The sequence below is a fragment of the Devosia sp. Leaf420 genome (assembly GCF_001425445.1).
Lineage (GTDB): Bacteria > Pseudomonadota > Alphaproteobacteria > Rhizobiales > Devosiaceae > Devosia.
Genome location: NZ_LMQU01000010.1, coordinates 654,569 through 680,682, shown reverse-complemented (window position 1 = coordinate 680,682; position 26,114 = coordinate 654,569). Strand labels below are relative to the sequence as shown.

Genomic DNA, 26,114 nt, shown 5'->3' with positions numbered 1-26,114 from the left:
TTATCGGAACGCGGCCGGCACCCAGCTCTCATAGAGCGGATGATCCGGACCCAGGGGGAGAACGACCTCCTGGTGCGTCGATGATGAATGATAGAAGGCCGTGACCAGTTCGAGCGAGCGGCGCGAATCGGCCGACGTCACGGGCAGCGGGCGCTTGCCCTCGATGGCTTCATGGAAGCGCACCATTTGCGTCTGGAACCGGCTCGGCACATGCGTCCAATTGGCGAGCAGCGCGTCGATCTTGGCTTTCACCTCGTCATTGCGCGGCAGGATTTTCCAGAGTTCCTTGCCCGGATTATAGGGGGCGTGGTCGCTTTCGATGGTCACATGCTCGAACTGCAGGCGGATACGGGTGATTTCGTCGACCGACCCCAGCGTCGCCGTAAAGCTCGCCAGCGCCCCGCTCTGCATTTCGAGCGAGGCGGAAATCGTGTCTTCCACCTCGATCGGGTTCACCCGGGTCGCGACCCGCCCGAAGATGCGCGCGATATCGCCCATCAAATACGTAAAAATGTCGTGCGGATGGATGGCGTGACCCATGAGGACGCCACCGAGTTCGGTCTTCCACTTGCCGCGCCAGGGCACGGCGTAATAGGGCGCTTCGCGGCGCCACATGGTTTCGACGGTTCCGGCATAAGGCTTGCCCGCCAGCCCGGCATCGATGACGGCCTTGGCCTGTTCGATCCCGTCGCCGAAGCGATACTGGAAGACCGGCATAAGCAGGCCCTTGGCCTTCTTTTCCGCTTCCATGATTTCATCGACCTGGCGGAGCGAGCCGACCAGCGGCTTTTCGCAAACGACATGCTTGCCCGCTTCAAGCGCCTTGATCACCATCGAATAGTGCACGCCCGGCGGGGTGCAGACATCGATGATGTCGATATCGTCCATGGTGAGAAGATCGTCGAAATTGGTGATCCGGCGTTCGACACCGAATTCATCGCCGACCTTGGCCATGCGTTCCGCATCGAGATCGCAGAGCGCCAGAACCTTGAACTTATCCGAATTGGGCTGGTAGCCCTCGACGATATGCGAGCGGCCGATGCCGCAACCGACGATGGCGACGTTGAGGATACGGCTCATTTCACCCACTCCGTGCCGGCTTCGGCATTGGCCTGCGCGGTCAGCGCCATCTTCATGGCATTGTAGCAGCGCTCCTGCGGCATCGCGGTCTCGGTGCGGTTGCGCACATCATCGAGGAATTGACGGCCAAAGGGCAGATCGACGCCCGCGCAATCGATATGCTGCACGCCTTGTCTGTCGACGAGGAAGAGGTGATCCGTGCCGGGGCGCCCGGCAATGTCGATATATTTGCGGAGTTCGATATAGCCCTCCGTGCCCAAAATGGTCAGGCGGCCATCGCCCCAGGTCGGCAGACCTTCGGGGGTAAACCAATCGACGCGGATGTAGCCCGTAGTCTTGTCCGTACGGACATGGGCGTCGCCCACGTCTTGCAGGCCTGGACGGTTCGGGTGGTTGCGATTGGCAACGCTCGAGGAGACCACCTCGCCATCATTGGCACCCGAGAAGAACAGGAACTGTTCGAACTGGTGGCTGGCGATATCGCACAGGATGCCGCCATAGCGATTGCGGGTGAAGAACCAGTCGGGACGATTGTTGAGACGCAGCGAATGCGGCCCCATGCCGATAGTGTTGACCACCTGCCCAATGGCGCCCTGAGCAATCAGATTGCCCGCTTCGACGGCCGCCGGCACTTCGAAATGCTCGGAATAGAGCACGGAGAAAATCCGGCCCGTTTCCTTCTGCACTTTTTTGATCTCTTCGAGATCGGCCAGTGTCGTCATGCCGGGTTTGTCGGTCAGCACGTCCTTGCCGTGGCGCATGGCAGCAAGGCTGATCGCGGCACGGTCGCCCGGAATGGCGGCCGTCACGACGACCTGGATGGAAGTATCCTCAAGGATCGCCTTGGGATCCGAGACGCGTTTCGCCTCGGGATATTTTTCGCCAAAGGTTTTGGCCAGATCGTCTTCGACAGCGTGGAAGGCGACGAATTGTGCCCCTGCCCGCTTGAGACAGTCGACCTGTCCATAGATGTGCGCGTGATTGATGCCAATGGCGGCAAACTTCAGGTCAGTCATAGGTTTAACGCTTCATACCGGTCGTCGCGATGCCCTCGATGAGCAAGCGCTGGAAGATGAGGAAGAAGAGGAAGATCGGCACGAGGCTGAGAACGCTCATGGCGAACAGCCCGCCATAGTCCGAGGTGCCGGTCGAGTCGGTGAAGGTGCGCAGACCCAGCATCACCGTATAGTCGCTCATCTTGTTGAGATAGATGAGGGGCCCGAAGAAGTCGTCCCAGGTCCAGATGAAGGTGAAGATGGCGGCCGTCGCCAGAACAGGCGTCGAAAGCGGCAGCATGATCTTCCAATAGATGCGCCAGGGTCCGGCGCCGTCCATCATTGCGGCCTCATCGAGTTCTTTCGGGATGCCGCGGAAGAACTGGACCATGAGGAAGATGAAGAAGGCATCGGCCGCCAGGAATTTTGGCACCACGAGCGGCAGGAAAGTGTCGACCCAGCCGAGCTGGCGGAAGAGCACATATTGCGGGATCAGGGTCACCTGATAGGGCAGCATGAGCGTCATCAGCATCAGCGCGAACCAGATCTTGCGGCCGCGGAATTCGAGGCGAGAGAAGGCAAAGGCCGCCAGCGAACAGGCGAACACATTGCCGATCACCGAGAGGATCGAAATGATGAAGCTATTGGTGAAGAACACCGAAAAGCTGGTGCGGAGACCATTCCAGCCGCGGAAATAGGCGTCGATGCTCCAGGACGAGGGAATGAGGCTCGCCGAGGTGAAAATCTCGTTCTCCGGCCGGAACGAGGCCGCGAGCATCCAGAGCAGCGGATAGAGCATCAGGATCGATGCCCCGATCAGCAGCGCGTGGCTGACGACGGAGGTCAGTTGCTTGCGCCACTTCGGCGTCTCGACGCCGACCACGGTCAGTTTCATGGGGGCATCAGTCATCGTAGTGCACCCAGTATTTGGAGGTGAGGAACGAGAAGGCGGTAAAGAGGGCTACGAGCGCGAGCAGCACCCAGGCAAGCGCCGAAGCGTAGCCCATGCGGAAGAAGCCGAAGGCCTCCTGGTAGAGATAGAGCGTATAAAAGAGCGTCGAATTGATCGGGTTACCCGTGCCGCCCGAAATGATGAAGGCCGGGGTAAAGCTCTTGAAGGCTTCGATGGTCTGGATGATGGCGTTGAAGAAAACGACCGGCGTCAGGAGCGGCAGGGTGATTTTCCAGAACTGCCGCCATTTGCTGGCGCCATCCAGGCTTGCCGCCTCATACATATCCTGCGGAATCTGGCGAAGACCGGCAAGGAAGATGATCATGGGCGATCCGAACTGCCAGATCGAGAGCACGATCAGGGTCCAGAGCGAATAATTGGGGTTAGAAATCCAGCTTGGTCCGACAATGCCGAAGATGGAGAGGAACTTGTTGACGAGGCCGTCGCCGGCAAAGATCTGGCGCCAGAGAATGGCAATGGCCACCGACGCGCCGAGCAGGCTCGGTAAATAAAACAGCGAGCGATAGATCGTCAGGCCCTTCATGCCGCGATTGAGCAGCAGCGCCACGCCAAGCGCGAAGGCGAGCTTGAGCGGCACCGAGAACACGACGAAGAACAGCGTCACGCGCATCGATGCCGAGAATTTCGGATCGTTGGTGAACATGCGCATATAGTTGTCGAGGCCCGCCCAGCGCGGCGCCGTCAACAGGTCGAAATGGTTGAAGCTGAGATAGAACGAATAGATCATCGGCCCGAGCGTTAGGCCGAAAAACCCGATGAACCAGGGCAGGAGGAACAGGTAGCCGGGGGCATCCTGCTGCCAGATGCGCCGCCAGCCGGAGACTTTTTCAACCTCCGCTGACGGCGGTGCCGAAGCGACGTTTTGAATGCTCATGCTTTAGCTCGACCTCCCCAGGGTCTGGATGACCTGGTCGTAGAAAGCGGGACCGGCATCGGCGGGCGATTGCGCGCCGAAAGCGACTTCCTGGCTCTTGGTTTTGAGGGCAACTTCGATTTCGCCGGCCGAAGCAGGCGGCGTCGGTGGCACATCGCCGGCAATCTCGCCGAGATCGGCGATATATTTGACGACCATCTGGCTCCGCTCGTCGAGCGTCGGGGTCACCGCATCGCGCATGGCCGAGGAGGCCGGCACGCCGCGTTCGACGCCGAGAATGGTCGCGGCCTCGGGCGTGTTGACGAAGAAGTTGATGAACTTGATCGCAGCTTCGGGCGAAGCGCTCGTCGAAGAGAGCGCGAAATACTGCGAGGAATTGCGGTAATGGCCGCCCTTCGAATCCGGTGAAGTCGCGGGGAAAATCGCGATCCCGAGCGGATCGGGCACCAGCGTCTGATAGGCGACGAGCTGGTTGGACGTGGTGAAATTCATCGCCGACTTGCTGCGCACGAGCGGCGCGGTTTCAAGCTGCCCGGTATCGATCGCCTGCTCGTCGGGCGAGATGATCGCCTTGGCATTGCGCAATTCGGTCCAGAGCTCGAACCATTCGGTCACGTCTTCGGGAGCAAAGGCCGGCTGGCCATCGGCATAGAGCGCCTTGCCCTTCTGGCGGAGCCAGTTTTCAAACAGCAGTTCGATGCCGCTGCCATCGGGGGCCATCGCCATGGCGCCGCCAGTCGATTCCGACACTTTGGGGCCAAGGTTAAGGAGGTCGTCATAGGTCCAGCGCATCGGGTCGATCTCGACACCGGCGTCAGCCAGAACCTTGGTATTGAAAACGGTGGCGCCCGCAGCGACGCCAAGGCTGACGCCGATCAGCTTGCCATCGATCGTGCCATTGCGCAGTTGGTCTTCGTCAAAGGCCGAGAGGTCGAGGTCCTTGCCGACAAAAGCGTCGAGCGGGGCGAGCGAGCCGCGGCGCGCATATTCCCCGATATAGCGGTAGTCCATCTGGATGATGTCGGGCTGGTTGCCGCCGGCGGTCTGCGTCGCGACCTTGGGCCAATAGTCGGCCCAGCCCAAAAATTCGCCATCGATGGAAATGTCCGGATTTTCCGCCGTGAAGAGATCGACCACGCCATAGGTGCGGTCGGCACGGGCTTGTCCGCCCCAGAAGATCAGCCGCAGATTGGCGGCCTGTGCAAAGCTCGGGAGCGTTCCGAGAGCGCCAGCGGCAAGGGCTGCGGTGCTCGAGAGGAGGAACTGACGGCGGGAAAGCGGAAAAGTCATTTGGTCACCAATACAATAAGCCACGCGCCCCGGAATGGGGGCGCGTGGGGTCGTGATGTCAGGTCGCGCGTTCGAGAATGGCCGTTGCTTCGGAGACGAAGTACGGGCCAGCATCTTCCGGCGTACGGGCACCGAAGCCAACTTCCTGGCCGATGGTGCGCAGAAGCGAAGAATCGATTTCACCGGCAGCAGCCGGGGGCGGCGGCGGCAGTGGGCCAAGCAGATCGCCGAGATTGGACACGAAGTTGAGTGCAATCTGGTTCTGCTCGTCGAGGGTCGGAGCGACGATATCGCGGGTTGCCGGCAGGCAGGGAATGCCGCGCTCGACGCCGAGAATCTTTGCCGCTTCGGGGTTCGAAATGAAGAAGTTGAGGAATTCGGCTGCCGCTTCCTTGTTGGCGGAGGAGCCGCCGACCGAGAAGAACATCGACGGCTTGCGGTAGTGACCGCCGCCAACGCCAGCCGCGATCCGCGGATAACCGATCATGTCGAGCTTGTCGGGGACGAGGGTCTGGAACGCGACGAGCTGGTTCGAGTTCGACGGCATCATCGCCGCCTTGCCCGAAACGAGCATGGTGGTTTCGAGCGGGCCGGTGTCGAGCGCCTGGTTGTCAGGCGACACGATGATGCCGGCATCGCGCATGGTCTTCCACATGGTCAGCCATTCGACCATTTCGTCGGCGCCAAAACCGAGCTTGCCTTCGGCGGTATAGAGCTTGAGGCCCTTCTGGCGCAGCCAGTTATCGAGCATCGGCTCGGAATAGGAGGCGTCCATCATCATCTTCATGCCATTGCGGATATTGGCCTTGGCAAAGGCCTCACCCTTGGTCATGAGCTCGTCATAGGTCCAGGCATTGGTCGGGATCTCGACCCCGGCTTCCTGGAAGGCCACGGTGTTGACGAGCGTCGCGACCGAATTGGCACCGAGCGAAATGCCATAAAGCTTGCCGCCGACCTTGCCGCCTTCGAGCTGGTCAGCATCGAAATCGTCGAGCTTGAGGGCGCCGCCGACGAATTCATCGAGCGGGGCAATGGCGTTGCGCTTGGCGTATTCGACGATATAGCGGTAGTCCATCTGGACGATGTCCGGCGCATTGCCGCCCGCGGTCTGCGTCGCAAGCTTGGGCCAGTAGTCGTTCCAGGCGAGGAACTCGCCGTCGATCTTGTTGCCGGTATCGGCTTCGAACAGATCGGTCACGCCATAGGTGCGATCGGCACGGGCCTGGCCACCCCAGAAGATCAGTCGCAGGTTTGCCGCCTGGGCAAAGACCGGGCTGATGCCGGCGACGCCGGCTGCCATAAGGGCCGACGTTCCCATCAGGAACTGGCGGCGTCCAATACGAAATGTCATGTTTTTCCTCCCATGAACGATACAGCTTCGAAAACCCCGAAGCGAATAGGCTGAGCGACCTCCCCGTCGCTAAATCACCAACCAGTTACTAAAGTGAACAGATGCGCTACTTTGTCAACTGCGATCACGCAGTGGTTTAAAGTCGCTCTCGTTCTGCAAATAACCAGCCAGTTACCCTTTACCACACCGCGTCGCCGACCGGCAACAATCCTTGTATGGAAGATTTTGCGATATGGTGCGGCGTCTTTGAGTCCGAAAACGTGGCCCTTGGTCTGTTCTCCCCGTCTGCCGGTCATCGGGCTTTGCGCCGTCCGGACTTTATCGTTGCCCTGACAGTGGCCCAAAAAGCCCCGCTAGAAAACTACAAAATTACCGCTCATATTATAGAAAATATCTATAGCCCAAGGCGCAGAGCATATGGACAAGCTTTTGACCCAATTCCTCGCTGTCGCCGATGCCGGCTCGATGAGCGGGGCGGCCTCTACCCTGCTCGTCACCCAGCCGACCCTCACTTTCAACATGAAAAAGCTCGAGGAAAATATCGGCGCGCCGCTCTTCGAACGCTCCTCGCGCGGCGTGCGCCTCACCCGCTATGGCGAAACGCTTTATGAAAATGCCCGCCTCATGCAGCGGCTTTACGATAATACGCTGACCTCCATTGCCGGCCAGCAGCGCGGCAGCGACCGGGGCCTCGCGCTTGGCACCGGCTATTCCTGGTGGACCATGTTCCTCCGCGATCTCGTCGTCGCCTATCAGCGCGAATTTCCCATGGCACCGGTGCAGGTGAGCCTTGGCAACCAATTGCGCTTGATGGATCAATTGCTCTCGGGCGACGTCTCGATGTTTTTGGCCCACGAGATCGATGGCCTCAGCCCTGCCGTCGGCACCGACTTCGTGCCGCTCTCACGCGTCTACAATGCCTATTTCGTGCGCGCCGGCCATCCGCTCCTCGGCAAGCCCCGCTCTGGTGCGGAGGTCAGCGATTTCCCCTCGATCATTTCCTCGCTCGCCGAGAGCCGCCACAACCGGTTCTTCGATCCCTCGCGCCGCCGGGCTCGCGTCGAAACCGTGTTCGATCGCACCCACTTCGCCTTCCGCTCCAATTCGCTGGCCGCCTGCGTCGATTATGCCCTCGCGACCGACGCCGTCCTCGTCCACACCCATGTCATGCGCGAGGAATTCGCCGCCCGGGGCCTCCATGAGATCGAGCAGGCCGATCCCGTCCGCCAGATGATCGCGGGGCTGTACGTGCTGCGGGAACGCCGCGGCGAAGAGCGCGTAGAAGACATGATCGAGCGCATTTCCCGAGCGGCCAAGGCCAGCCTGCCGCCGCTCTAATAGTCGAGTTCTGAGAACTTTGCCTCGCGGCTATCATAAATGAGCAGCCGCCCGATCAGCGGCGTGCCGACCCCGGTCACGAGCTTGATCGCCTCCATGGCCATCAGCGTGCCGATCACCCCGGTCACCGGGCCCAAAATCCCATTGAGCTCGCAGGAGGGCAGGCTCGCATCATCCGCCTCCTCGGCAAAAACCGCGCTATGCGGCGGCCCGCCGAGATGGGGCGCAAACACCGTCACCTGCCCCGAAAACATCGACACCGCCCCCGAAACCAGCGGCTTTTTGAGCTTTTCGGCCGTGTCCGCCACGAGACGGCGCGTCACGAGATTATCCGAGCCATCGAGCACAATGTCATATGCCGCCATCAGCGCCTCTGCATTCTCCGACGTGATCCCATCCGTCAGCGGCTCGACCACCACATGCGGATTGATCCCTTCGGAAAACCCCTTGGCGCTCACGGCCTTGTTGGTGCCGATATCCCCAACCCCATGCACCACCTGCCGCTGCAGGTTCGAGACTGAAACCGTGTCAGGGTCGGCAATGCCCAGCCGACCCAGCCCCGCCGCTGCGAGATAGGCAATTGCCGGGCTCCCCAATCCTCCCGCGCCGATGACAAGCACGCTCCCGGCCTTGAGCGCCTGCTGCGCCCCGCCCCCAAAACCTTTCAGCACGAGATGGCGCGCATAGCGCTTGGTTTCGTCGGGAGACAAAGCAGGATCAGAAGGCAAAGGGCACCACGAGAAAGCGCCGGTCATTGCCTTCGAAACTGCCGGCATAGACCGCAACGATGACCGCTCCGGTTTCAGCCTCGCCATCGAGCGCCGGCAGGGCCACGCCATAAATCCTATAATCCATGGCGCAGCCGCGCGAAGCGGGCAGTTTTCCATCGTCGCGATGAAGAATTTTGGTCTCTCCGTCGGCCGTCATCGTCAGCTCGAAGCCGACCGGCGCCGTGCCGAAATAAGTCTCGCAGTCCTCGGTGGATTGGCTCTCAAAACTCGAAATCGTGAGGTCCCGCTCGTCGAGCACCGTGCCCTCATTATAGCCCGGCCGCCCGAAGGCCAGCGTCTTGCCATCTAGACCCGGCTGCCCATCGCCATTGAGCGCGACGAGATCGGCGGCCACCGCAATATCATTGCCTGTTATCAGCGGCAGTGCCGCATTCATTGCACCGGTGCGCACGGTCTGCAGGCTTTTGCTCTCGTCATCGGCCTCGCGCCGGATCGGCGAGCCGGACACCCACGCGTCCTCCGTCAGGTCGACGACGAAAATGCTCGAATAAGCGAGCCCGGACCCATCCCTGATCCCGAACTCTTCAAAGGCGAAATAGCGCGCATCGGGCGAAAAGCCGATGAGGTCGATCTGCGCCCGGTCCCCCGCCAAAGCCGGAGCGGCCAGAAAACCCAAAAGCCCGAAAAGACTAGCGGCCCGTCGAGCCGAAGCCACCGGTTCCACGCGCAGTTTCATCCAGAGTCTCCACCACCTGAAAAGCCGGCTGCACCACGGGCGCGATCACCATCTGCGCAATGCGCTCGCCGCGGGTAATGGTAAAAGTCTCGTCCCCGAGATTGATGAGGATGACTTTGACCTCGCCGCGATAGTCGGCGTCGATCGTACCGGGGGAATTGAGCACCGTCACCCCATGCTTTGCCGCAAGGCCCGAACGCGGCCGCACCTGCGCCTCGTAGCCCGGCGGCAAGGCCATGGCAAAGCCGCAGGGCACGATGGCGCGCTTGCCCGGCGCCAGTTCGAGCGGCGCATCGGCGGCAACGGCCGCGCAGAGATCAGCCCCCGCCGATTGCTCGGTCTGCACTTTTGGTACGGGCAGGCCCTGTCCATGCTCGAGCCAGAGAAGGTCGATTGCGAGAGAAACGGTCATGGAAGGCGCACCACAGCATAGAATTCTTGAGGCAATTCGGCTTTTCCCGTGACAAGGTCAAGCAGCGGATAGACCACCTCGGCGCTCTCCTTATCCTTGGAGAGCGTAAGATTGGTGTCGGTTACAGCGCCACCGCCGATGCGGATGGTCATGGTATGTCCGGCAAAATAGGCTTCGGCCATTTCCCGGGTTTCGCCGTCGACCGTCATCTCGACTTTAGCCCCGGCCATATCGCGGAGCCCCTTTGTGCTCATGCTGACCCGAACGAGACCATTGCCCGCCGGCTCGAACGTGAGGTCGCCGCTCGTGCCATTGAAATTGCGCAGCGTCGCAAACGACCCTTCCCTCACGACGGTACAGGTCGCCCCGCCATCTTCGGTCTCGGTGAGCTCGCCCACCGTGCAGAATTCATCGAGCGCCGAATAATCCACGTCCTCATCGGCACGCTTGAGCATGCCATAGGTATCGGCATTGATCACCTGCACCGCCTCGATCCGCGCCGTCGTCGCGCTCGTCACCGAAACCTCGATGGTCCCATCGAAACATGCGGCAAGCGGCAATGCGAGCAGAACAGTTGCCAGAAGTTTAGCAGCCAGTTTGAGCATCATATCGGGCCTCGCGCCCTCCTGGAAATCACGGCGTCATTCCCGCGAAAGCGGGAATCCCTTCGCCCACAAGCAGAGATTCCCGCTTTCGCGGGAATGACGCGGTGGAGGCTGGGAGACCTTTGAGCAAAAAATCTCAAAGCTCGCCCATCACCAATCGCCACCCAGCCAGCACCAGCACGATAAACGCCGCCACGAGCACGGCCATCAGCGCCCCATTGGCAAAGCGGTTCTGCGGTCTCGCCATCATGACGCGATGCTCGGCCAGCGCCAGTTCCGCTTCGGCGATCAGCACAGGCACCCGTCCCAGCGCCTCGGTCATCCGGTTGAAATGCCCCACAAAGTCTTCGATCCGCCCGACCGGGCCTTCCTCGCGCCGCAGCCAATCGCCGACAACGGGCTCGGCCACGGTCCAGATATCGAGGTCGGGGTCGAGATTGCGCGCCACCCCTTCCACCAGCACCATGCTCTTTTGCAGCAGCACCAGTTCTGGCCGCGTCTGCATGTTAAAAAGTTCGGTAATGGTGAAAAGCTGCCCCAAAACCTTGGCCATCGAAATGTCCGAGGCGGTGCGGCCATGCAGCGGCTCGCCGATCGAGCGGATGGCGAGCGCAAAATCCTCGACCGACTGGCCCTTGGGCACATAGCCGATATCGAAATGGCGCTGCGCGACGAGGCGATAATCGCGCGTGATAAAACCATAGAGAATATCGGCGAGGAAGCGGCGCTCGCGCATTGAGAGCCGGCCCATAATGCCGAAGTCGACCGCGATTACATCGCCCGATTTGCGATCGGCAAAGAGATTGCCCGGATGCATATCGGCATGGAAAAAGCCGTCGCGAATGGCGTGCCGCAAAAAGGACTGCAGCAGCTTTGACGCCAAAGCCTTGCGATCGATCCCGGCCGCGTCAATCGCGGCATGGTCGCGAATGGGGATGCCGTCGACCCAGGTCGTCGTCAGCACATTCTGCGCCACCTGATCCCATTGCACTTGCGGGATGATGAAGCCGGTGTCGTTCTTGATGTTTTCGGCCAGTTCGGAAATCGAGGCCGCCTCAAGGCGAAGGTCGAGTTCGAGCCGCATGGAATGGTCGAGCGTCCGCACCACATCGGTTGGCCGCAGGCGCCGCGCCGATGGCGCAAAGACTTCGGCGAGGCGAGCGCCGGCATAGAGCGCATTGGTATCGGCATGAAAGCGTTCAGCCACGCCCGGCCGCAGCATTTTGACCGCCACCGTCTTCGGCAATTGCCCCGGCTCGCGCAATTGCGCCCGATGCACCTGGGCAATCGAAGCCGCGGCGATCGGCGGGCTGATCTCGGTCAGGTTTTGGGCCTTGGGCCCGAGCGCGAGGTCGAGAATGCCCGGCACCAGTGTCGCATCGAATGGCGGCATGCGGTCCTGCAGGCCCGCAAGATCGGCGGCGGCCTGCGGCCCGACGATATCGGGGCGGGTCGCCAGCGTCTGGCCGAATTTCACATAAGATGGCCCAAGCTTATGCAGCGCAGCATTGAGCCGGTCGACATGGCCGGTCTTGCGCACGCTCGGCCGCTCGATCACCCGCGCCATTCCAATGCCGAGCTTCATCATCGGCGGCAGGGATTCCACCGGCAAAACCGAGAACGCCCCCTCCCGCGCCAGCACCCAGCCAGCCCGGAAGAAGCGGAAATAAGAGACAGGGCCCATTTTCTTACCTCTCCCTCTGGGGGAGAGGTCGACGGCAACGCCGGCGGGTGAGGGGGCCTTCAGCAACCATCTGCAAACTCACGGCCATCAAATCTTCCAGCCCGAAAACAGGGTCGCGATATTGCCCGAAAAGGCGGTGTGCTTGACCCTCGAAAACCCGGCCGTCGAAAGCATGGAATCGAATCGCGCCGGATCGGGGAATTTGCGGATGGATTCGACGAGATACTGATAGGGCTGCGAATCGCCCGTCACGGCCCGGCCGATCGGCGGAATGACGGCGTCGGAAAAACCGCGATAAACGGCATCGAACCCGGGCACATCGACCTGCGAAAATTCGAGCACCAGAATGCGCCCGCCGCGCTTCAAGACGCGAAACGCCTCGTTGAGCGCCTGCTGGATGCGCGGCACATTGCGGATGCCGAAAGCGATCGTATAGGCGTCAAAGCTCTTGTCGGGAAATGGCAGTTCTTCGGCATTGGCCTCGACGAAGCTCGCCTGGGCCGGAAAACGCCAGGATTTGGCGCGCTCGGCGCCGACCCGCAGCATGTCGCCATTGATGTCGGAAACCGTCACCTCGGCATAGCCGTGGCTTGAATTGACGATCCGCTCGGCGATGTCGCCGGTGCCGCCCGCCATGTCGAGGACCTGATAGCCGCGGCTGCCGGTGCGCGGTGGCGCGAGTTCGGCGACCATGGCGTCTTTCCAGAGCCGGTGAACCCCAAAGCTCATCAGGTCGTTCATCAGGTCGTAGCGATCGGCCACATCATGAAAGACCTTGTTGACCAGGCCCTGCTTGTCTTCGAGCGCCACTGTCTGCTCGCCGAAATGGGTGGTTTCGTGCGCTTCGGTCATGGCTCAAGCCTCTTTGCTGGTCTATGCAGACATCCAGATAGGATCGGCGCGCACCATATATAAGGCGTTATCAAAAGCCCATGGCGCAAGAGCGCGCAGGGCGAAGGAGTTTTGCTGTGCCTGAACTGCCCGAGGTTGAAACGGTGCGCCGTGGTCTTGAACCCTGGCTTGTGCATGCCCGCATCGAAGCAGTCGAGCAAAAGCGCCCCGATCTCCGCTTTCCGTTCCCGGAACACCTCGCCAAGAAAATCACCGGCGCCACTGTCACCAATGTCGGCCGCCGCGCCAAATACCTTCTTATTGCGCTCGACAATGGCCTGACCATTTTGAGCCATCTGGGCATGACCGGCTCCTGGCGCTTTGCCGAACACGGCATCGACAAGCCGCCGCGCTATTATGAGCCCGGCACCGAGCCCAAGCACGACCATCTCATCCTCTCGATCAGCCATCCCGAGCACGGCAAGAGCCACCTTATCTATGCCGACCCGCGCCGCTTCGGATTTCTAGACCTGTTCGAACATCCCGAGGACAGCCCCTATTTAAAAGGTCTTGGGCCCGAGCCGCTCGGCAATGATTTCAATGCCGAGGAAATGGCCCCCGCCTTCAAGGGCAAGAAGGCGCCGATCAAGGCAGCGCTCCTTGATCAACGCGTCGTCGCGGGGCTTGGCAATATCTATGTCGCCGAAGCCCTTCACCGGGCACATATCCTCCCCACTATCGAAGCGCGTACACTCCTCACCAAGGCGGAGAAGCCGAAAAAGGCGCTCGAGGATCTCTCCTACGCCGTGCGCGAGGTTTTGATCGAGGCCATCGAGGTCGGCGGCTCGACCCTCCGCGATTTTCGCAATGCCGAAGGTGGCTCGGGCTACTTTCAGCATCGCTTCGCAGTCTACGATCGGGAAGGCGATCCCTGCCCGACACCCCTTTGCACCGGCACTGTTGCCCGCATCGTCCAATCCGGGCGCTCGACCTTTTATTGCCCCGTGTGCCAGAAGCAGCCATAACCAATTCGCGTTCAGCGCGGCTCGATGGTAACGTGATGCTACCGGAACCGGGCCCGATGGACCAAAGCTGTTGACGCCCCGGTGCCTTTCCCCTATAGCACCACCGACTTGGCGGCAGCTTGCCGCCGCTTTCATTTCAACCCGGCTGGTTCAGGACGCCTCGAGCGGATTTTGACCTGCCGGCCGGACGTTTAAAGAGGACCGAAATGGCCAATACGCCGTCAGCCAAGAAGGCGACCCGCAAGATCGCTGCCCGCACCGCGGTCAACAAGTCGCGCCGCAGCCGCGTGCGCACCTTCATCCGCAAGGTTGAAGAAGCGATCACTGCCGGCGACCACGCCGTCGCCTTCGCTGCCCTCAAGGCTGCCGAGCCGGAAATCACCCGCGCTGCGACCAAGGGCATCGTTCATGCCAACCTCGCAGCCCGCAAGGTCAGCCGCCTCAATAGCCGCGTCAAGGCTCTCCAGGCCTAAGACACGCAAGGCTGCGGCGCCGCAAAAGGCAGACGCGGTCGGATAGGAAACAAGGCTCCGCAAGGGGCCTTTTTTCTTGGGCCAAATTTGGCAAGTTTTTCGTCGCCTCCCTGTCACATGATAGTTTCGTGACCGCACAAATAAAGCGGTGGATTTCCTCGATTCGACTTGAAAGCTCTTGAATCAGAAAGCGTTAGCCCCAAATCAGGGCCAAAGCTAAACTTCGATCAAGTCGACATAAAATCGGTGAGTTACGGCGACTAGAACATTTTTTTCACCGCCTCTTAACTCTGGGAAAAAGCGATTCTGTATGGAGTCACAGGCTCTTGTGGAAAGGCAATTTTGGCCCTCGCGGAAGGCTTAAATCTCTGCGTCTGAGTCAAGACCCTATTTCAACGATTCACCTGTTGCGGGGCTAAAACCAACCCCCTAAAGTAATCTGGTCAGCACGGAAAACGGGGCGTCCAAACGACCCCGGCACGGTGCAGGCAGTTCACTTCGGGGCAAGTATTGGGAGCTCTCTCGGACCCAAGGCGAGAGAGGGCATGGGCTGATTATGACCAATTTATTCAGTCGGTGTGCATCCGGTTTTCTCCGGGGTGGCACGACGAGATAGTTTTCGGCTCGCGCCGGATCCAATGACAATTCGATAGGCCAAAGGCAGCCATGCCGATGGTTCAATGCTCCCCTCTCCGGGGCGGCAGGGTGGTGCTCGTTCCCAAACGAGACAAACACAATAGTCACGACGGCATGCGGACCGATCGGACACAACGAAACAGGGCTGAGAAACCATGATGCGACAGGCAATTGCGGGAAGGGATGACTGGTCTTCGGCCACCACACCCTCCTCCTCTTCCGTTAACTCGAGCGGTGAACCTGTCATGGGCGATTCTGGATCTCAGCGTGATGTCTGGGAGCGCGTACGCGCCCGCCTCAAAGCCGGTGTAGGTGAGGATGTCTTTGCGTCCTGGTTCGCCCGTCTCGAGCTTGAAGAACTGGTCGACGACCTCGTTCATCTCTCGGCCCCAACCCGGTTTCTCTGCTCCTGGGTGCAATCCAATTATTCCGACCGGATCGTCGAAGCCTTCCGCCACGATGTGCCGGAAGCCGGCCGTCTTCAGGTCACACTTCGCGTCAATGGCCAAGCCCGCCCGCGCCTCAGCCCGACGCCGGTCGTTGCGGCAGAACCCGTTGAAGACGCTCCTGTCTTAAAATCTGCCGCGCCCGTTGCCGCTTTCGTCGAGCCGGCCAATGCCGCTCCGGTTGCGCGCCTCGTTCGCGAAGCAAGCAAGGGCGATGCCCTTGCCGGTAGCGCCATCGATTCTCGCATGACCTTCGACACATTCGTGTCGGGCGAAGCCAATGAAATGGCTTTCGGTGTCGCCAAGCAAATCGCCAATGCGGCGATCAACAACACCGTCACCTTCAACCCGGTCTATATCCACTCGACCGTTGGCCTCGGCAAATCGCACCTGCTCAACGCCATCGCCCACGCCGTCAGCCAGGCGGATAGTTCCAAGAACATCGTCTACCTGACCGCCGACCACTTTATGTACCACTTCATCACCGCCGTGCAGCGCCAGTCGGCGCTCGGCTTTAAGGAGTGGCTGCGCAAGGTCGATCTGCTCCTGATCGACGACATGCAGTTCCTGCAGGGCAAGTCGGCTACCGAATTCGGCCACACGCTCGGCGCGCTTCTTACTGGCGCCAAGCAGGTTGTCGTTGCTGGTGATGCACCGCCACGTGATCTTGAAATGCTGGATGAGCGTGTCCGCTCGCGCCTCTCCGGCGGTCTTGTCGTGCCGATCTCAACCTTCGACATGGATCTCCGCCGCGCCATCGTGCAGCGCCGTGCCGATCAGTCGACCGCCCGTTTCGGCATGCACTTCCCGCCTGCCGTGCTCGATTATGTCGCCCGCGCTGTCACCAGCCACGGTCGTGATCTCGACGGCGCCGTCAATCGCCTCGTCGCCGCCAACCAGTTGACCGGCGAACTGATTACGGTGCCGCTGGCCGAAAAGACCCTGGCCGACCTGATCCGTGCCCGCGACGCCAAGCGCGTCCGTATCGAGGACATCCTCAAAATCGTCTCGCGCCACTATAAGGTGCCGCGCAACGAACTGCTTTCGGCCCGCCGCTCGCGCGATGTCGTCCGTCCGCGCCAGATCGCCATGTATCTGGCCAAAGCCCTGACCTCGCGCTCGTTGCCCGAAATCGGCCGCCGCTTCGGTGGTCGCGATCACACCACGGTGCTTCACTCGGTCCGTAAGGTCGAGCAGATGATCAAGGACGATCTCGAACTCGGCCAGGAAATCGAACTCCTGAAGCGCATGCTGGAGGAGTAAGATTCGGGGGCGGGCTTGCCCGCCGCAAAATCGCTCCAGTGGAGCGATTTTAGGATTGAACGCCCGGAGAGCTATGCTCGCAGGGCCAAACGGCCGCGCGACCTTTTGGCCACGCGGCAGGTATGTTTCTCTTCAATCGGCTGTCCGCCACGTTTCAGCCTGAGATGGTTTGCAGGAGCGCGTGATGAATCAGTTTCTCGCTCTTGCCCTCGCCAGTGTTATGCTGGTCACACCAACTCTGGCCCAAGGCCTCTCGCCCGAGGCGATGGCCAAGCAAAACCAGGCCATTGCCGTACGCGTCCAGCAGCAGCTCATGGCGTGCTGGAATGTGCCGCCGGGTGAAACTGCGCAGCGTCTCGCGCTCGATATCGTCTTCTTCGGCGATGGACGGCTGAATGGCGCGGTGGCCTTTTCTGCCGATGATGCGAAGCTGGCGAGCAAGCACCCGATGCTTGCCAGCAGCATCCTTGCGGCGGTCGAGAAATGCGTGCCATTCGAGGGACTCGTGGCGCTCGGCGCGGAAACGGACGAGGAATTTTCAGTGACGATCTATTTCCAGAGCTAACCCCGCGCAAACAAGCGGTTTCCTGCGGAAAACCGGACAGGGAATTGGACCCAGACAGGCGAAACGCCGCAGCGCACTTGCCAATATCTTATGAAACTGTAAACGTCCCTCCCCGGCCCCGGCCGGGATTGTCGTTGCATATCGCCAGGATAGATGCCGATTATGAAAGTCACGCTCGAACGCAACCATCTGCTCAAGTCGCTGAGCCATGTGCATCGGGTGGTTGAACGCCGCAACACCTATCCGATCCTGGCCAATGTGCTGTTCAAGGCCAGCGACGACCATGTTGAATTGCGCGCCACCGACCTCGATATCGAGGTGACGGAATCGGTGCCTGCTATGGTCTCGACGCCCGGCACGACGACGGTTCCCGCCCATACGCTTTATGAAATCGTGCGCAAGCTTGCCGATGGCGCCGAAGTGCGGCTCGAAACCGATGGCGGCGAGAACATGGTTCTTACCTCCGGGCGCTCGCGCTTCAATCTCGCGTGTCTCTCGCCGGACTCGTTCCCGGATTTGAAATCAGGTGCCTTCGCGCATGAATTCGACGTGTCGGCATCGCTGCTGCGCGAGTTGATCGAGCGCACCCAGTTCGCAATCTCAAACGAAGAAACCCGCTACTATCTCAACGGCATCTATTTCCACGCCGTCGAAAACTCGCAAGTTGGCTCGCTCTTCCGTGCTGTCGCCACCGACGGCCATCGCATGGCGCGCGCTGAAATCGCGGCGCCCGAAGGCGCGGGCGGGATGAGCGGCATTATCGTGCCGAAAAAGACCGTCGGCGAAGTGCAAAAACTGCTCGATGGCGTCGATGGTGATGTCCATGTCGAAGTGTCCGACACAAAGATCCGCTTCACCGTCGGTCCCGTGGTGCTGCTTTCAAAGCTCATCGAAGGCACGTTCCCCGATTATGATCGCGTGACCCCGAAGAACAATGAAAAGCAGATGCTGGTCGATCGTGGCGCCTTCGCCGTGGCGGTCGATCGCGTCTCGACCATTGCCTCGGATCGCGGCGGCAAGGCTGTCAAGCTTTCGGCGCATGACGGCTTGCTCGAACTTTCGGTCACCAATCCCGATCACGGCACGGCCAGCGAAGAACTAGCCGTCGATTTCGATATCGAGGCCTTCGAGATCGGGTTCAATGCCCGCTATCTTCTCGACATCATCGGCCAGATCCGCTCGGAAAGCGCCGTTTTCCTCTTTAACGACGCCAATTCGCCGACGCTCGTGAAGGAAGAGGGCGAGGCCAACGCGCTTTACGTGCTGATGCCGATGCGCGTTTAGTTTCAGATTTTTCTTGAAGTGAAGGCCCCCTCACCCGGCCCTGCGGGCCGACCTCTCCGCCGGAGGGCGAGGTGTCGCTCCGCGACGTTAGCATCCTCCCACCTCTCTCTCTGGGGGAGAGGTCGACGGCAAAGCAGGCGGGTTAGGGGGGCTTCCCTAAGCGGACCAAAAAAATGATCCGCCACATATCCCGCCTTCGCCTCACCGCCTTCCGGAACTACGCCTCAGCGGCGCTCGATCTCGACGAGCGCCATGTCGTGCTGACCGGCCCCAATGGCTCGGGCAAGACCAATCTGCTTGAAGCCGTCTCAGTCCTCTCCCCCGGCCGCGGTCTCCGCGGCGCCAATTTCGAAACACTGCAGCAGCAGGGTTCAGATATTGGCTGGGCCGTTGCCGCAACAATCGAGACCGATAACGGGCCCGCCGATATCGGCACAGGCGCCACGCCTGATGGAGGCCGACGGGTACGCGTCAATGGCGCCAATGCCCGCTCCATTGAAGCCATGAGCGACTATCTGCGCGTGCTTTGGCTGACCCCTTCGATGGACGGGCTGTTCTCCGGGCCCGCAGGCGAGCGACGCAGGTTCTTGGATCGCTTGGTGACGACGCTTATCCCGTCGCACTCTTTGGCTGTCAGTGACTACGAAAAGGCCATGCGCCAGCGCAACAAGCTGCTCGAAGACAGTAGCGATCTGCGTTGGCTGTCGGCGGTCGAAGCACAGATGGCGGAATTCGGCGCTTCGATCCATCTCAACCGCACCGATAGCCTAGCCCATCTCCAGTTGCTGATCGTCGAGAGCCTCCATGATGACAGTTTTCCCGCAGCCATGCTGTCGCTGACGCCGCTCTTTGAGGATGGGGTGGAGCCACCGACCTCGGCCGAACTCGAGGCGGTGCTGGCGCAGCGCTGGCATGCGGCGCGCGGCCTTGATCGGGCAGCGGGACGCACCACATCAGGACCACACCGGGTCGATCTCGATGTGCTGCATGCGCAAAAGCACATGCCGGCGGCCCTTGGATCGACCGGCGAGCAAAAGGCGCTCCTTGTCGGCCTTATCCTTGCCCATGCGCGCCTCGTGCGGCTTCGCACCGGCATCGTGCCATTCCTGCTGCTCGATGAGATCGCGGCGCATCTCGATCCGGACCGGCGACGGGCGCTTTTTGCCGCGCTTGATGGACTTGAAACCCAGTGCTTTTTGACCGGCACTGACCCAGTGCTCTTCGAGGCTTTGGAAGGTCGGGCGCAGCGTTTTGTCGTGCGGGAGGGGCGCGTTGGGTTCGACTAGCGCGAGGCGAGCCCAAAGCGCCTGCTTTTGCCCACGATAAGCCGCAAAAACCGGCAATTTTCTTGGGGTTGCGGCCCCGTTCCGCTAGAACAAAACGACCAGAAATACGAGTGATTCGGACCCAATGAGCGATAGCGAAAATCCGACCCCGAACGAGTACGGCGCCGACAGCATCAAGGTGTTGAAGGGTCTCGACGCGGTGCGCAAGCGCCCCGGCATGTATATCGGGGATACGGATGACGGCTCAGGCCTTCATCACATGGTCTACGAAGTCGTCGACAACGCCATCGACGAAGCCCTGGCTGGCCACGCCGACCTCGTGACGGTGACGCTCAATGCCGACGGGTCTTGCTCGGTCAACGACAATGGCCGCGGTATTCCCACCGACATCCACAAGGAAGAGGGCGTTTCGGCCGCCGAGGTCATCATGACCCAGCTTCACGCCGGCGGTAAGTTCGACCAGAATTCCTATAAGGTTTCCGGTGGTCTCCACGGCGTCGGCGTTTCTGTCGTCAACGCGCTCTCAGTGTTCCTGAAACTCAATATCCGCCGCAATGGCTCGATCCACGAGATGAGCTTTACCCATGGCGATGCCGATGCACCGCTCAAGGTCGTCGGCTCCTATGTCGAGAACAAGCAGGCAGGGACCTATGAAGGCCGGTCGGGCTCGGAAATCACCTTCCTGCCCTCGACCGATACCTTCACCATGGTCGAGTTCGATTTCAAGACGCTCGAGCATCGCCTGCGCGAACTCGCGTTCTTGAATTCAGGCGTTCGCATTCACCTGCGCGATCATCGTCACCCGGAACATGTCGAGGTCGAGCTCTTCTACGAAGGCGGGCTGGAAGCGTTTGTTCGGTATCTCGACAAGTCCAAGGTGCCAGTGATCGAAACCCCGATCACCATGATCTCGGAAAAGGATGGGATCACTGTCGAGGTGGCGCTGCAGTGGAATGACAGCTACCATGAAAACGTGCTGTGCTTCACCAACAACATCCCGCAGCGCGATGGCGGCACGCACTTGGCCGGGCTTCGCGGCGCGCTGACGCGCCAGGTGACGGGCTACGCCGCATCGTCCGGCATCGCGAAAAAGGAAAAGGTCGAGCTTTCGGGTGACGATACGCGCGAAGGCCTGACCTGCGTTCTCTCGGTCAAGGTTCCGGACCCCAAATTCTCGTCCCAGACCAAGGACAAGCTGGTTTCGTCGGAAGTGCGTCCCGTCGTCGAAAACATCGTCAACGAGAAGCTCGGCCAATGGTTTGAAGAGCACCCGAACGAAGCCAAGGTCATCGTCGGCAAGGTGGTCGAAGCCGCGGCCGCCCGCGAAGCCGCGCGCAAGGCGCGTGAGCTGACCCGCCGCAAGGGCGCGCTCGAAATCTCCTCGCTCCCCGGCAAGCTTGCCGATTGCCAGGAACGCGATCCGGCCAAGTCCGAAATCTTCATCGTCGAGGGAGACTCGGCAGGTGGTTCGGCGAAGCAAGGCCGCGACCGGTCCAATCAAGCCGTGTTGCCGCTGCGGGGTAAAATCCTCAATGTGGAACGCGCGCGCTTTGATCGCATGATTTCGTCCGACCAGGTCGGTACGCTGATCACTGCACTCGGCACCGGCATCGGCCGCGAAGAGTTCAACGCCGACAAGCTGCGCTACCACAAGATCATCATCATGACGGACGCCGATGTCGACGGCGCCCATATCCGCACGCTGCTGCTCACGTTCTTCTTCCGCCAGACGCGCGAGCTGCTTGAGCGCGGGCATATCTATATCGCCCAGCCGCCGCTCTATAAGGCGACCCGTGGCCGCTCCGAACAATATCTCAAGGACGAGCGGGCGCTTGAAAACTACCTGCTCGATGCCGGTCTCGACGAAGCCGTGTTTACGACCCGCGATGGCGTCGAACATGCAGGCCCCGACCTCATGTCGATCCTGCAGCAGGCGCGCGATATCGACTATGCGATCAAGAACCTCAACCTGCGCTACAACCGTAATCTCGTCGAACAATCGGCAATCGTCGGTGCGCTCGATCCCGATGGCATGGCAGATCCCGAAAAGAGCGCCGAGACATTGAAGCGCGTTGCCAATCGCCTCGATCGCATTTCCGATGAACTGGAACGCGGCTGGAGCGGCACGATCACGGACGACGAAGCTTTGGCCTTTTCGCGCACGGTGCGCGGCGTCAACGAGACGCACCAGATCGATCGTGCGCTGCTTCAGTCGGCCGACGCGCGAAAACTCCGCCAGCTTGCAGGGCGGCTTGATGAACTGTTCGGCGGCGTGCCGACGCTCAAGCGCAAGGGCGAGACGATCAATATCTTTGGGCCAAGCACACTCTTCAAGGCCGTGACCGATGCCGGCCGCAAGGGCGTCAGCCTCCAGCGCTATAAGGGCCTTGGCGAGATGAACGCCGAGCAACTTTGGGAAACGACCCTCGACCCCAATGCCCGCACCCTGCTACGCGTCGAGATCGACCAGACCGACGAAGCCGACCAGATTTTTACCGCTCTGATGGGCGACCTCGTCGAGCCACGCCGCGATTTCATCCAGGACAATGCGCTCAATGTGAGCAACCTGGACGTCTAATCCCAAGGCCGCCTCCGGGCGGCCTTTTCTTTGCTAAGGTGGGAATTGACATGGTCGGATCGCCCGAACGCATCGCCATCATGTCCGACGTCCACGGCAATCTCACCGCACTTGAAGCCGTTCTCGCCGATATCGAAGCGCGTGGGATCACCCGCATTTTCAATCTCGGCGATCTGGTCGGCAAAGGGCCGCGGTCCGCCGAAGTCGTCGATCGCTGCCGGCAAGTTTGTGAGGTGGTCGTTCAAGGCAATTGGGACGCTGACGTCGCAAGCGGCCGAAAAGCAACCTCTGCAACGCTGTGGCACCAGAGCCAGCTCGGACCGGAGCGAAATCACTATCTGGCCAATCTGCCAGGAAGCGTGGATTGCATGTTCGGTGCACACCCGGCGCGGTTTTACCACGCCAGTCAGGTAAGCCCTTTTAACCGGGTCTATGAGACTGCCTCGCGCGAGGTCCATCGCCAGATGTTTGCCAATACCGACTTTACCGGACACGGCACGCCGCCGGTACTGGTCGGCTATGGCGATATTCACACGCCCTACATGGTCAGCTTCGAAGGCCACACGCTCTTTAATGCAGGGAGCGTTGGCAATTCGCTGGATGTGCCTCTGGCTTGTTACTGCATCATCGACGTCGGCCAAGATACCGCCGCAGGTTGGTCGCTGAGCTTCGTGCGCGTGCCTTATGACATCGAGGCCGAATTACAGATCGCGCAGCAGAGCGGCATGCCGCATTATGATTATTACGCCAGCGAACTGCGCACCGCGGTCTATCGCGGCATCACGAAGAAGCAGAAGGCAAAGCGGACCTAGTGCTTGAGTTCTTTCTCGACCGCCTTGCGCGAATTGCCGGCAGATTTCACCGCTGACTTTACCGCGCCCTTGCTCTTGCCGGTCTTATCCGCTTCGTAGCGGACTTCGTGATCCTGGTTTCCGGCAACCTTGGCGCGATCCTGGCTGCGGCCACGCGATGTCTGGGTAGTGTTGGCCATGATAGTTCTCCTTGGCGTTCTCTTCTGTAACGCCTCTCGACTCCATGGGTTCAATGCACCGCAAATCCAGTGTTCGGTGATCCTTTCCAGTCCGTCTCGCGAAACCTGGCTTTAATCTCGGCACACGAGCGCATAGCTAAGAGCCAAGGTATTCACGCGAGGCTCACATGAAAAAGATTGGTTTCTTGTCCTTTGGTCATTGGAGCCCTTCGCCGCAGTCCGGTACGCGGTCGGCCGGTGACGCGTTGCTACAATCCATCGACTTGGCGGTTGCTGCCGAAGAGTTGGGAGCCGATGGCGCCTATTTCCGCGTGCACCATTTTGCCCGCCAACTCGCCTCGCCCTTCCCGCTGCTTGCGGCAGCCGGCGCAAAAACCAAGAAGATCGAGCTCGGCACGGCCGTGATCGACATGCGCTACGAAAATCCGCTCTATATGGCTGAAGACGCTGGTGCAGCCGACCTGATCGCCGGTGGCCGCCTGCAGCTTGGCATTTCGCGCGGTTCGCCAGAGCAGGTCATCGACGGCTGGCGCTATTTTGGTTTTGGGCCCGAAGAGGGCAAGACCGACCAGGACATGGCGCGGCAGCACGCCGAAGTCTTTATGGAAGTGCTAAAGGGCAAGGGCTTTGCACAGCCCAATCCGCAGCCCATGTTCCCCAATCCGCCGGGCATGTTGCGGCTCGAGCCACATTCGGAAGGTCTGCGCGAACGTATCTGGTGGGGCGCCGCCAGCGACGCCACCGCGATCTGGGCGGCGCAGATGGGCATGAACTTGCAGTCCTCGACGCTCAAATTCGACGAGAGCGGCAAGCCATTCCACATCCAGCAGGCCGAACAGATCCGCGCCTATCGTGCCGCCTGGAAAGAAGCGGGACACAGCCGTGAGCCCCGCGTCTCAGTCAGCCGGTCGATCTTCGCGCTCGTCAACGATCAGGACCGCATGTATTTCGGCGCCGGCCGTCCGGAGCAGGACCAGTTCGGCTATATCGAGCCGGAAAAGCGCGCCGTGTTCGGTCGTGGCTATACCGCCGAGCCCGACAAGTTGATCGAAGAACTCAAGCGTGACGAAGCCATCGCCGAAGCCGACACACTGCTGCTCACGGTGCCCAACCAGCTTGGCGTCGACTACAATGCTCATGTGATCGAGAGCATCTTAACGCATGTTGCCCCGAGCCTTGGCTGGCGGTAAGAATTAGCGCGGCAGGCTGAACGCGCTTGCCGCGCAGTTATTGGCGGCCCAATAGCGGTCGACCGGTGTGAATGTACCGGTCGCGGCCTCTTCAACCCTAGCGGCGAAAGCCATGGCCCGGCATTCGTCTGGACCGGCCACCACATGAACCATTTCGTGGATGATTGTCAGGCGTCGCAATGCATCGGCGCCGGGCGTCGAAAACTGCGGGCAGAGCGTCAGTACGAGTTTGCCGTCTTGCGGCGGCAATCGTACGAAGGCGGCAAAGTCTTTGCAGGAGCGCTCGGCGCCCTCGCCGGCTTCGGCTACGTCTAGCGAAATGCTCCCGCCCCAGTAGGCGGACCGGAACTGCCGCAGAGTAAGCGCATCGCGATAGGTCGCAATATCGACGCTGACCATTTCGGCGGGCAGATTGGGTAATGCGGCCTCGAAGAGGTCGATCGCCTCGCTAAAGGCGGTCTGGGATGTTTCGGCTCGCGCCGAAAGGGCGCTGAAAACAAACACGAAAAAGACAAGGCAGAAGCGCATAGCGCTTTCTGCCCTGCCATTTCCGCTCCGGCAAGAAAAGATTGCCATGCTTCCAAGCCGCTTTAGCGCGCGAGGAAGTCCTTGATGTCGGCCATCAACTGATCCTTATGCGTCGCGAAAAGACCATGTGGGGCGCCGTCATATTCAATCAGCGTCGCATTGGCGATGCCGGCCGCAGCCGCACGTGCCGAGGCATCGATAGGCACGGTCTTGTCGGCTGTGCCGTGCACGATCAGCGTCGGGACGCGGAACGAAGCAAGGTCAGGGCGGAAGTCCGTCGTCGCAAAGGCTTTAGCGCAATCGAGGGTGGGTTTGAGACCCGCCTGCATCGCAACGACCCAGGCGTGATGCGCTTCATCGTCCGAGGTGGGATGATCCATCAGCGAAATGCCGAAAAAGGTCTTGAAGAAATGGGCGAAGAACTTTGCCCGGTCTTCCTTCATGCCCTTGGTCATTTCGTCGAACGTATCCTGCGGCGTGCCATCGGGATTGTCGTCAGTCTTGAGCATATAAGGCACGACCGAAGCGATAAGTCCGGCCTGGCTGATACCCTTGCCGCCATGACGCGACATGTAGCGCGCGACTTCTCCGCCGCCCATGGAGAACCCGATCAAGGCCGCATCTTCGGCGCCAGTGGCTTGAACGACATCGGCAAGGTCGTCGGCCAGAGTGTCATACTCATAGCCCGAATAGGGTTGCTCCGAGCGGCCAAAGCCACGGCGGTCATAGGCAATGGCGCGATAGCCGGCTTCCGCGAGAACGAGCGCGCCATCGTCCCAGCTATCGGCCGAAAGCGGCCAACCGTGCAGCAGGATCACCGAGCGCCCCTCGCCCCAATCCTTGGCGTAAAGGGATGTACCGTCGCGCGTTTTAATCATTGGCATGAGAAAGTCCTTAATTAACAATGCTCTCCCAATTCGTCACGCAGTGATCCTGTTCCCGCCGAAAG

25 protein-coding genes are annotated in these 26,114 nt (G+C 60.6%); 10 read left to right on the top strand and 15 right to left on the bottom strand.

From position 1 onward, the window contains the following. Genes ASG47_RS10725 through ASG47_RS10700 form a run of 6 tightly spaced genes read right to left on the bottom strand, consistent with a single transcriptional unit; the run spans position 1 to position 6,563 of the window. Entirely contained in the window at positions 1–1,080 is a 1,080-nt protein-coding gene (locus tag ASG47_RS10725; RefSeq protein WP_061908734.1) for a Gfo/Idh/MocA family protein, read from the bottom strand. Further along, entirely contained in the window at positions 1,077–2,096 is a 1,020-nt protein-coding gene (locus ASG47_RS10720) for a Gfo/Idh/MocA family protein (RefSeq protein WP_061908732.1), read from the bottom strand. The genes ASG47_RS10725 and ASG47_RS10720 overlap by 4 nt, the downstream gene beginning before the upstream one ends. A 4-nt stretch (positions 2,097–2,100) precedes the next feature. After that, entirely contained in the window at positions 2,101–2,970 is an 870-nt protein-coding gene (locus tag ASG47_RS10715; protein ID WP_061908927.1) for a carbohydrate ABC transporter permease, read from the bottom strand. 7 nt (positions 2,971–2,977) lie between these two features. Continuing rightward, positions 2,978–3,916: a carbohydrate ABC transporter permease gene (locus tag ASG47_RS10710; RefSeq protein ID WP_410494083.1), complete on the bottom strand. Its 939-nt coding sequence runs from the start codon at positions 3,914–3,916 to the stop codon at positions 2,978–2,980. A 9-nt stretch (positions 3,917–3,925) separates the two neighbouring features. Further along, the gene (locus tag ASG47_RS10705; protein ID WP_061908728.1) at positions 3,926–5,212 is read right to left on the bottom strand and encodes an ABC transporter substrate-binding protein; all 1,287 of its coding nucleotides are present in this window, start codon (positions 5,210–5,212) and stop codon (positions 3,926–3,928) included. Positions 5,213–5,270: 58 nt separating this feature from the next. Then, complete coding sequence (locus ASG47_RS10700) at positions 5,271–6,563, bottom strand: ABC transporter substrate-binding protein (RefSeq protein WP_061908726.1); 1,293 nt, start codon at positions 6,561–6,563, stop codon at positions 5,271–5,273. A 417-nt stretch (positions 6,564–6,980) separates the two neighbouring features. Between ASG47_RS10700 and ASG47_RS10695 the strand changes: the two genes are divergently transcribed. Further along, a complete protein-coding gene (locus ASG47_RS10695) occupies positions 6,981–7,901 on the top strand; it encodes a LysR family transcriptional regulator (RefSeq protein ID WP_061908723.1) in 921 nt (306 codons plus the stop codon). Here the strand turns inward: ASG47_RS10695 and ASG47_RS10690 are convergent. The 6 genes from ASG47_RS10690 to ubiE all read right to left on the bottom strand — a co-directional run bounded on the left by ASG47_RS10690 (position 7,898) and on the right by ubiE (position 12,921). Beyond that, complete coding sequence (locus ASG47_RS10690) at positions 7,898–8,656, bottom strand: HesA/MoeB/ThiF family protein (RefSeq protein ID WP_061908721.1); 759 nt, start codon at positions 8,654–8,656, stop codon at positions 7,898–7,900. The two genes, ASG47_RS10695 and ASG47_RS10690, sit on opposite strands and share 4 nt — an antisense overlap. After that, entirely contained in the window at positions 8,619–9,368 is a 750-nt protein-coding gene (locus ASG47_RS10685) for a DUF2259 domain-containing protein (protein WP_061908719.1), read from the bottom strand. Before ASG47_RS10685 ends, ASG47_RS10690 begins: the two co-directional genes overlap by 38 nt. Beyond that, positions 9,322–9,780, bottom strand: coding sequence for a dUTP diphosphatase (gene dut / locus ASG47_RS10680; RefSeq protein ID WP_061908717.1), 459 nt, complete (start codon positions 9,778–9,780; stop codon positions 9,322–9,324). Before dut ends, ASG47_RS10685 begins: the two co-directional genes overlap by 47 nt. After that, positions 9,777–10,388 carry a hypothetical protein gene (locus tag ASG47_RS10675; protein ID WP_061908715.1) on the bottom strand — a complete coding sequence of 204 codons (612 nt, stop codon included), beginning with the start codon at positions 10,386–10,388 and terminating at the stop codon, positions 9,777–9,779. Before ASG47_RS10675 ends, dut begins: the two co-directional genes overlap by 4 nt. A gap of 133 nt (positions 10,389–10,521) precedes the next feature. Beyond that, positions 10,522–12,069: a 2-polyprenylphenol 6-hydroxylase gene (gene ubiB, locus ASG47_RS10670; protein WP_061908713.1), complete on the bottom strand. Its 1,548-nt coding sequence runs from the start codon at positions 12,067–12,069 to the stop codon at positions 10,522–10,524. Positions 12,070–12,156: 87 nt separating this feature from the next. Continuing rightward, on the bottom strand, positions 12,157–12,921 hold the full coding sequence (ubiE, locus tag ASG47_RS10665; protein ID WP_061908711.1) for a bifunctional demethylmenaquinone methyltransferase/2-methoxy-6-polyprenyl-1,4-benzoquinol methylase UbiE: 765 nt from the start codon (positions 12,919–12,921) through the stop codon (positions 12,157–12,159). A gap of 116 nt (positions 12,922–13,037) precedes the next feature. Here ubiE and mutM point away from each other — a divergent pair, with 116 nt between their 5' ends. The 8 genes from mutM to ASG47_RS10625 all read left to right on the top strand — a co-directional run bounded on the left by mutM (position 13,038) and on the right by ASG47_RS10625 (position 23,268). After that, the gene (gene mutM / locus ASG47_RS10660) at positions 13,038–13,925 is read left to right on the top strand and encodes a bifunctional DNA-formamidopyrimidine glycosylase/DNA-(apurinic or apyrimidinic site) lyase (protein ID WP_061908709.1); all 888 of its coding nucleotides are present in this window, start codon (positions 13,038–13,040) and stop codon (positions 13,923–13,925) included. A gap of 206 nt (positions 13,926–14,131) precedes the next feature. After that, positions 14,132–14,398, top strand: a complete 267-nt coding sequence (gene rpsT, locus ASG47_RS10655; RefSeq protein ID WP_061908707.1) for a 30S ribosomal protein S20 — start codon at positions 14,132–14,134, stop codon at positions 14,396–14,398. An 881-nt stretch (positions 14,399–15,279) separates the two neighbouring features. Further along, the gene (gene dnaA / locus ASG47_RS10650; RefSeq protein WP_061908705.1) at positions 15,280–16,743 is read left to right on the top strand and encodes a chromosomal replication initiator protein DnaA; all 1,464 of its coding nucleotides are present in this window, start codon (positions 15,280–15,282) and stop codon (positions 16,741–16,743) included. A 184-nt stretch (positions 16,744–16,927) separates the two neighbouring features. Next, positions 16,928–17,308, top strand: a complete 381-nt coding sequence (locus tag ASG47_RS10645; RefSeq protein WP_061908703.1) for a hypothetical protein — start codon at positions 16,928–16,930, stop codon at positions 17,306–17,308. Between the two features lie 162 nt (positions 17,309–17,470). Next, on the top strand, positions 17,471–18,592 hold the full coding sequence (gene dnaN, locus ASG47_RS10640) for a DNA polymerase III subunit beta (protein ID WP_061908925.1): 1,122 nt from the start codon (positions 17,471–17,473) through the stop codon (positions 18,590–18,592). A gap of 173 nt (positions 18,593–18,765) precedes the next feature. Beyond that, complete coding sequence (recF, locus tag ASG47_RS10635; RefSeq protein WP_061908701.1) at positions 18,766–19,878, top strand: DNA replication/repair protein RecF; 1,113 nt, start codon at positions 18,766–18,768, stop codon at positions 19,876–19,878. A gap of 124 nt (positions 19,879–20,002) precedes the next feature. After that, on the top strand, positions 20,003–22,456 hold the full coding sequence (gene gyrB, locus ASG47_RS10630) for a DNA topoisomerase (ATP-hydrolyzing) subunit B (RefSeq protein WP_061908699.1): 2,454 nt from the start codon (positions 20,003–20,005) through the stop codon (positions 22,454–22,456). A 50-nt stretch (positions 22,457–22,506) separates the two neighbouring features. After that, a complete protein-coding gene (locus ASG47_RS10625; protein WP_061908697.1) occupies positions 22,507–23,268 on the top strand; it encodes a metallophosphoesterase family protein in 762 nt (253 codons plus the stop codon). On the opposite strand, the gene ASG47_RS10620 is transcribed toward ASG47_RS10625, so the two are convergent. Further along, a complete protein-coding gene (locus ASG47_RS10620; RefSeq protein ID WP_061908695.1) occupies positions 23,265–23,447 on the bottom strand; it encodes a DUF3606 domain-containing protein in 183 nt (60 codons plus the stop codon). The two genes, ASG47_RS10625 and ASG47_RS10620, sit on opposite strands and share 4 nt — an antisense overlap. 167 nt (positions 23,448–23,614) lie before the next feature. On the opposite strand from ASG47_RS10620, the gene ASG47_RS10615 reads away from it, so the two are divergent. Then, a complete protein-coding gene (locus ASG47_RS10615) occupies positions 23,615–24,637 on the top strand; it encodes an LLM class flavin-dependent oxidoreductase (protein WP_061908693.1) in 1,023 nt (340 codons plus the stop codon). A 3-nt stretch (positions 24,638–24,640) separates the two neighbouring features. Here the strand turns inward: ASG47_RS10615 and ASG47_RS10610 are convergent, their stop codons facing one another. Further along, positions 24,641–25,165, bottom strand: coding sequence for a hypothetical protein (locus ASG47_RS10610; RefSeq protein ID WP_061908691.1), 525 nt, complete (start codon positions 25,163–25,165; stop codon positions 24,641–24,643). A gap of 62 nt (positions 25,166–25,227) precedes the next feature. Further along, positions 25,228–26,049 (bottom strand): alpha/beta fold hydrolase, encoded by an 822-nt coding sequence (locus ASG47_RS10605; protein ID WP_061908689.1) that lies wholly within the window; start codon positions 26,047–26,049, stop codon positions 25,228–25,230. Positions 26,050–26,114: the final 65 nt, after the last annotated feature.

Bases quoted from the DNA above. Each gene is read 5' to 3' on its own strand.
- ASG47_RS10625 (WP_061908697.1), top strand. From the start codon at position 22,507: ATGGTCGGATCGCCCGAACGCATCGCCATCATGTCCGACGTCCACGGC.
- dut (WP_061908717.1), bottom strand. From the start codon at position 9,780: ATGACCGTTTCTCTCGCAATCGACCTTCTCTGGCTCGAGCATGGACAG.
- ASG47_RS10615 (WP_061908693.1), top strand. From the start codon at position 23,615: ATGAAAAAGATTGGTTTCTTGTCCTTTGGTCATTGGAGCCCTTCGCCG.
- dnaA (WP_061908705.1), top strand. From the start codon at position 15,280: ATGGGCGATTCTGGATCTCAGCGTGATGTCTGGGAGCGCGTACGCGCC.
- ASG47_RS10620 (WP_061908695.1), bottom strand. From the start codon at position 23,447: ATGGCCAACACTACCCAGACATCGCGTGGCCGCAGCCAGGATCGCGCC.
- ASG47_RS10610 (WP_061908691.1), bottom strand. From the start codon at position 25,165: ATGCGCTTCTGCCTTGTCTTTTTCGTGTTTGTTTTCAGCGCCCTTTCG.
- ASG47_RS10715 (WP_061908927.1), bottom strand. From the start codon at position 2,970: ATGAAACTGACCGTGGTCGGCGTCGAGACGCCGAAGTGGCGCAAGCAA.
- ASG47_RS10720 (WP_061908732.1), bottom strand. From the start codon at position 2,096: ATGACTGACCTGAAGTTTGCCGCCATTGGCATCAATCACGCGCACATC.
- ASG47_RS10725 (WP_061908734.1), bottom strand. From the start codon at position 1,080: ATGAGCCGTATCCTCAACGTCGCCATCGTCGGTTGCGGCATCGGCCGC.
- ubiB (WP_061908713.1), bottom strand. From the start codon at position 12,069: ATGGGCCCTGTCTCTTATTTCCGCTTCTTCCGGGCTGGCTGGGTGCTG.
- recF (WP_061908701.1), top strand. From the start codon at position 18,766: ATGATCCGCCACATATCCCGCCTTCGCCTCACCGCCTTCCGGAACTAC.
- ASG47_RS10705 (WP_061908728.1), bottom strand. From the start codon at position 5,212: ATGACTTTTCCGCTTTCCCGCCGTCAGTTCCTCCTCTCGAGCACCGCA.
- rpsT (WP_061908707.1), top strand. From the start codon at position 14,132: ATGGCCAATACGCCGTCAGCCAAGAAGGCGACCCGCAAGATCGCTGCC.
- ASG47_RS10645 (WP_061908703.1), top strand. From the start codon at position 16,928: ATGAATCAGTTTCTCGCTCTTGCCCTCGCCAGTGTTATGCTGGTCACA.
- ubiE (WP_061908711.1), bottom strand. From the start codon at position 12,921: ATGACCGAAGCGCACGAAACCACCCATTTCGGCGAGCAGACAGTGGCG.
- ASG47_RS10675 (WP_061908715.1), bottom strand. From the start codon at position 10,388: ATGATGCTCAAACTGGCTGCTAAACTTCTGGCAACTGTTCTGCTCGCA.
- ASG47_RS10695 (WP_061908723.1), top strand. From the start codon at position 6,981: ATGGACAAGCTTTTGACCCAATTCCTCGCTGTCGCCGATGCCGGCTCG.
- dnaN (WP_061908925.1), top strand. From the start codon at position 17,471: ATGAAAGTCACGCTCGAACGCAACCATCTGCTCAAGTCGCTGAGCCAT.
- ASG47_RS10690 (WP_061908721.1), bottom strand. From the start codon at position 8,656: ATGACCGGCGCTTTCTCGTGGTGCCCTTTGCCTTCTGATCCTGCTTTG.
- ASG47_RS10685 (WP_061908719.1), bottom strand. From the start codon at position 9,368: ATGAAACTGCGCGTGGAACCGGTGGCTTCGGCTCGACGGGCCGCTAGT.
- ASG47_RS10605 (WP_061908689.1), bottom strand. From the start codon at position 26,049: ATGCCAATGATTAAAACGCGCGACGGTACATCCCTTTACGCCAAGGAT.
- gyrB (WP_061908699.1), top strand. From the start codon at position 20,003: ATGAGCGATAGCGAAAATCCGACCCCGAACGAGTACGGCGCCGACAGC.
- ASG47_RS10700 (WP_061908726.1), bottom strand. From the start codon at position 6,563: ATGACATTTCGTATTGGACGCCGCCAGTTCCTGATGGGAACGTCGGCC.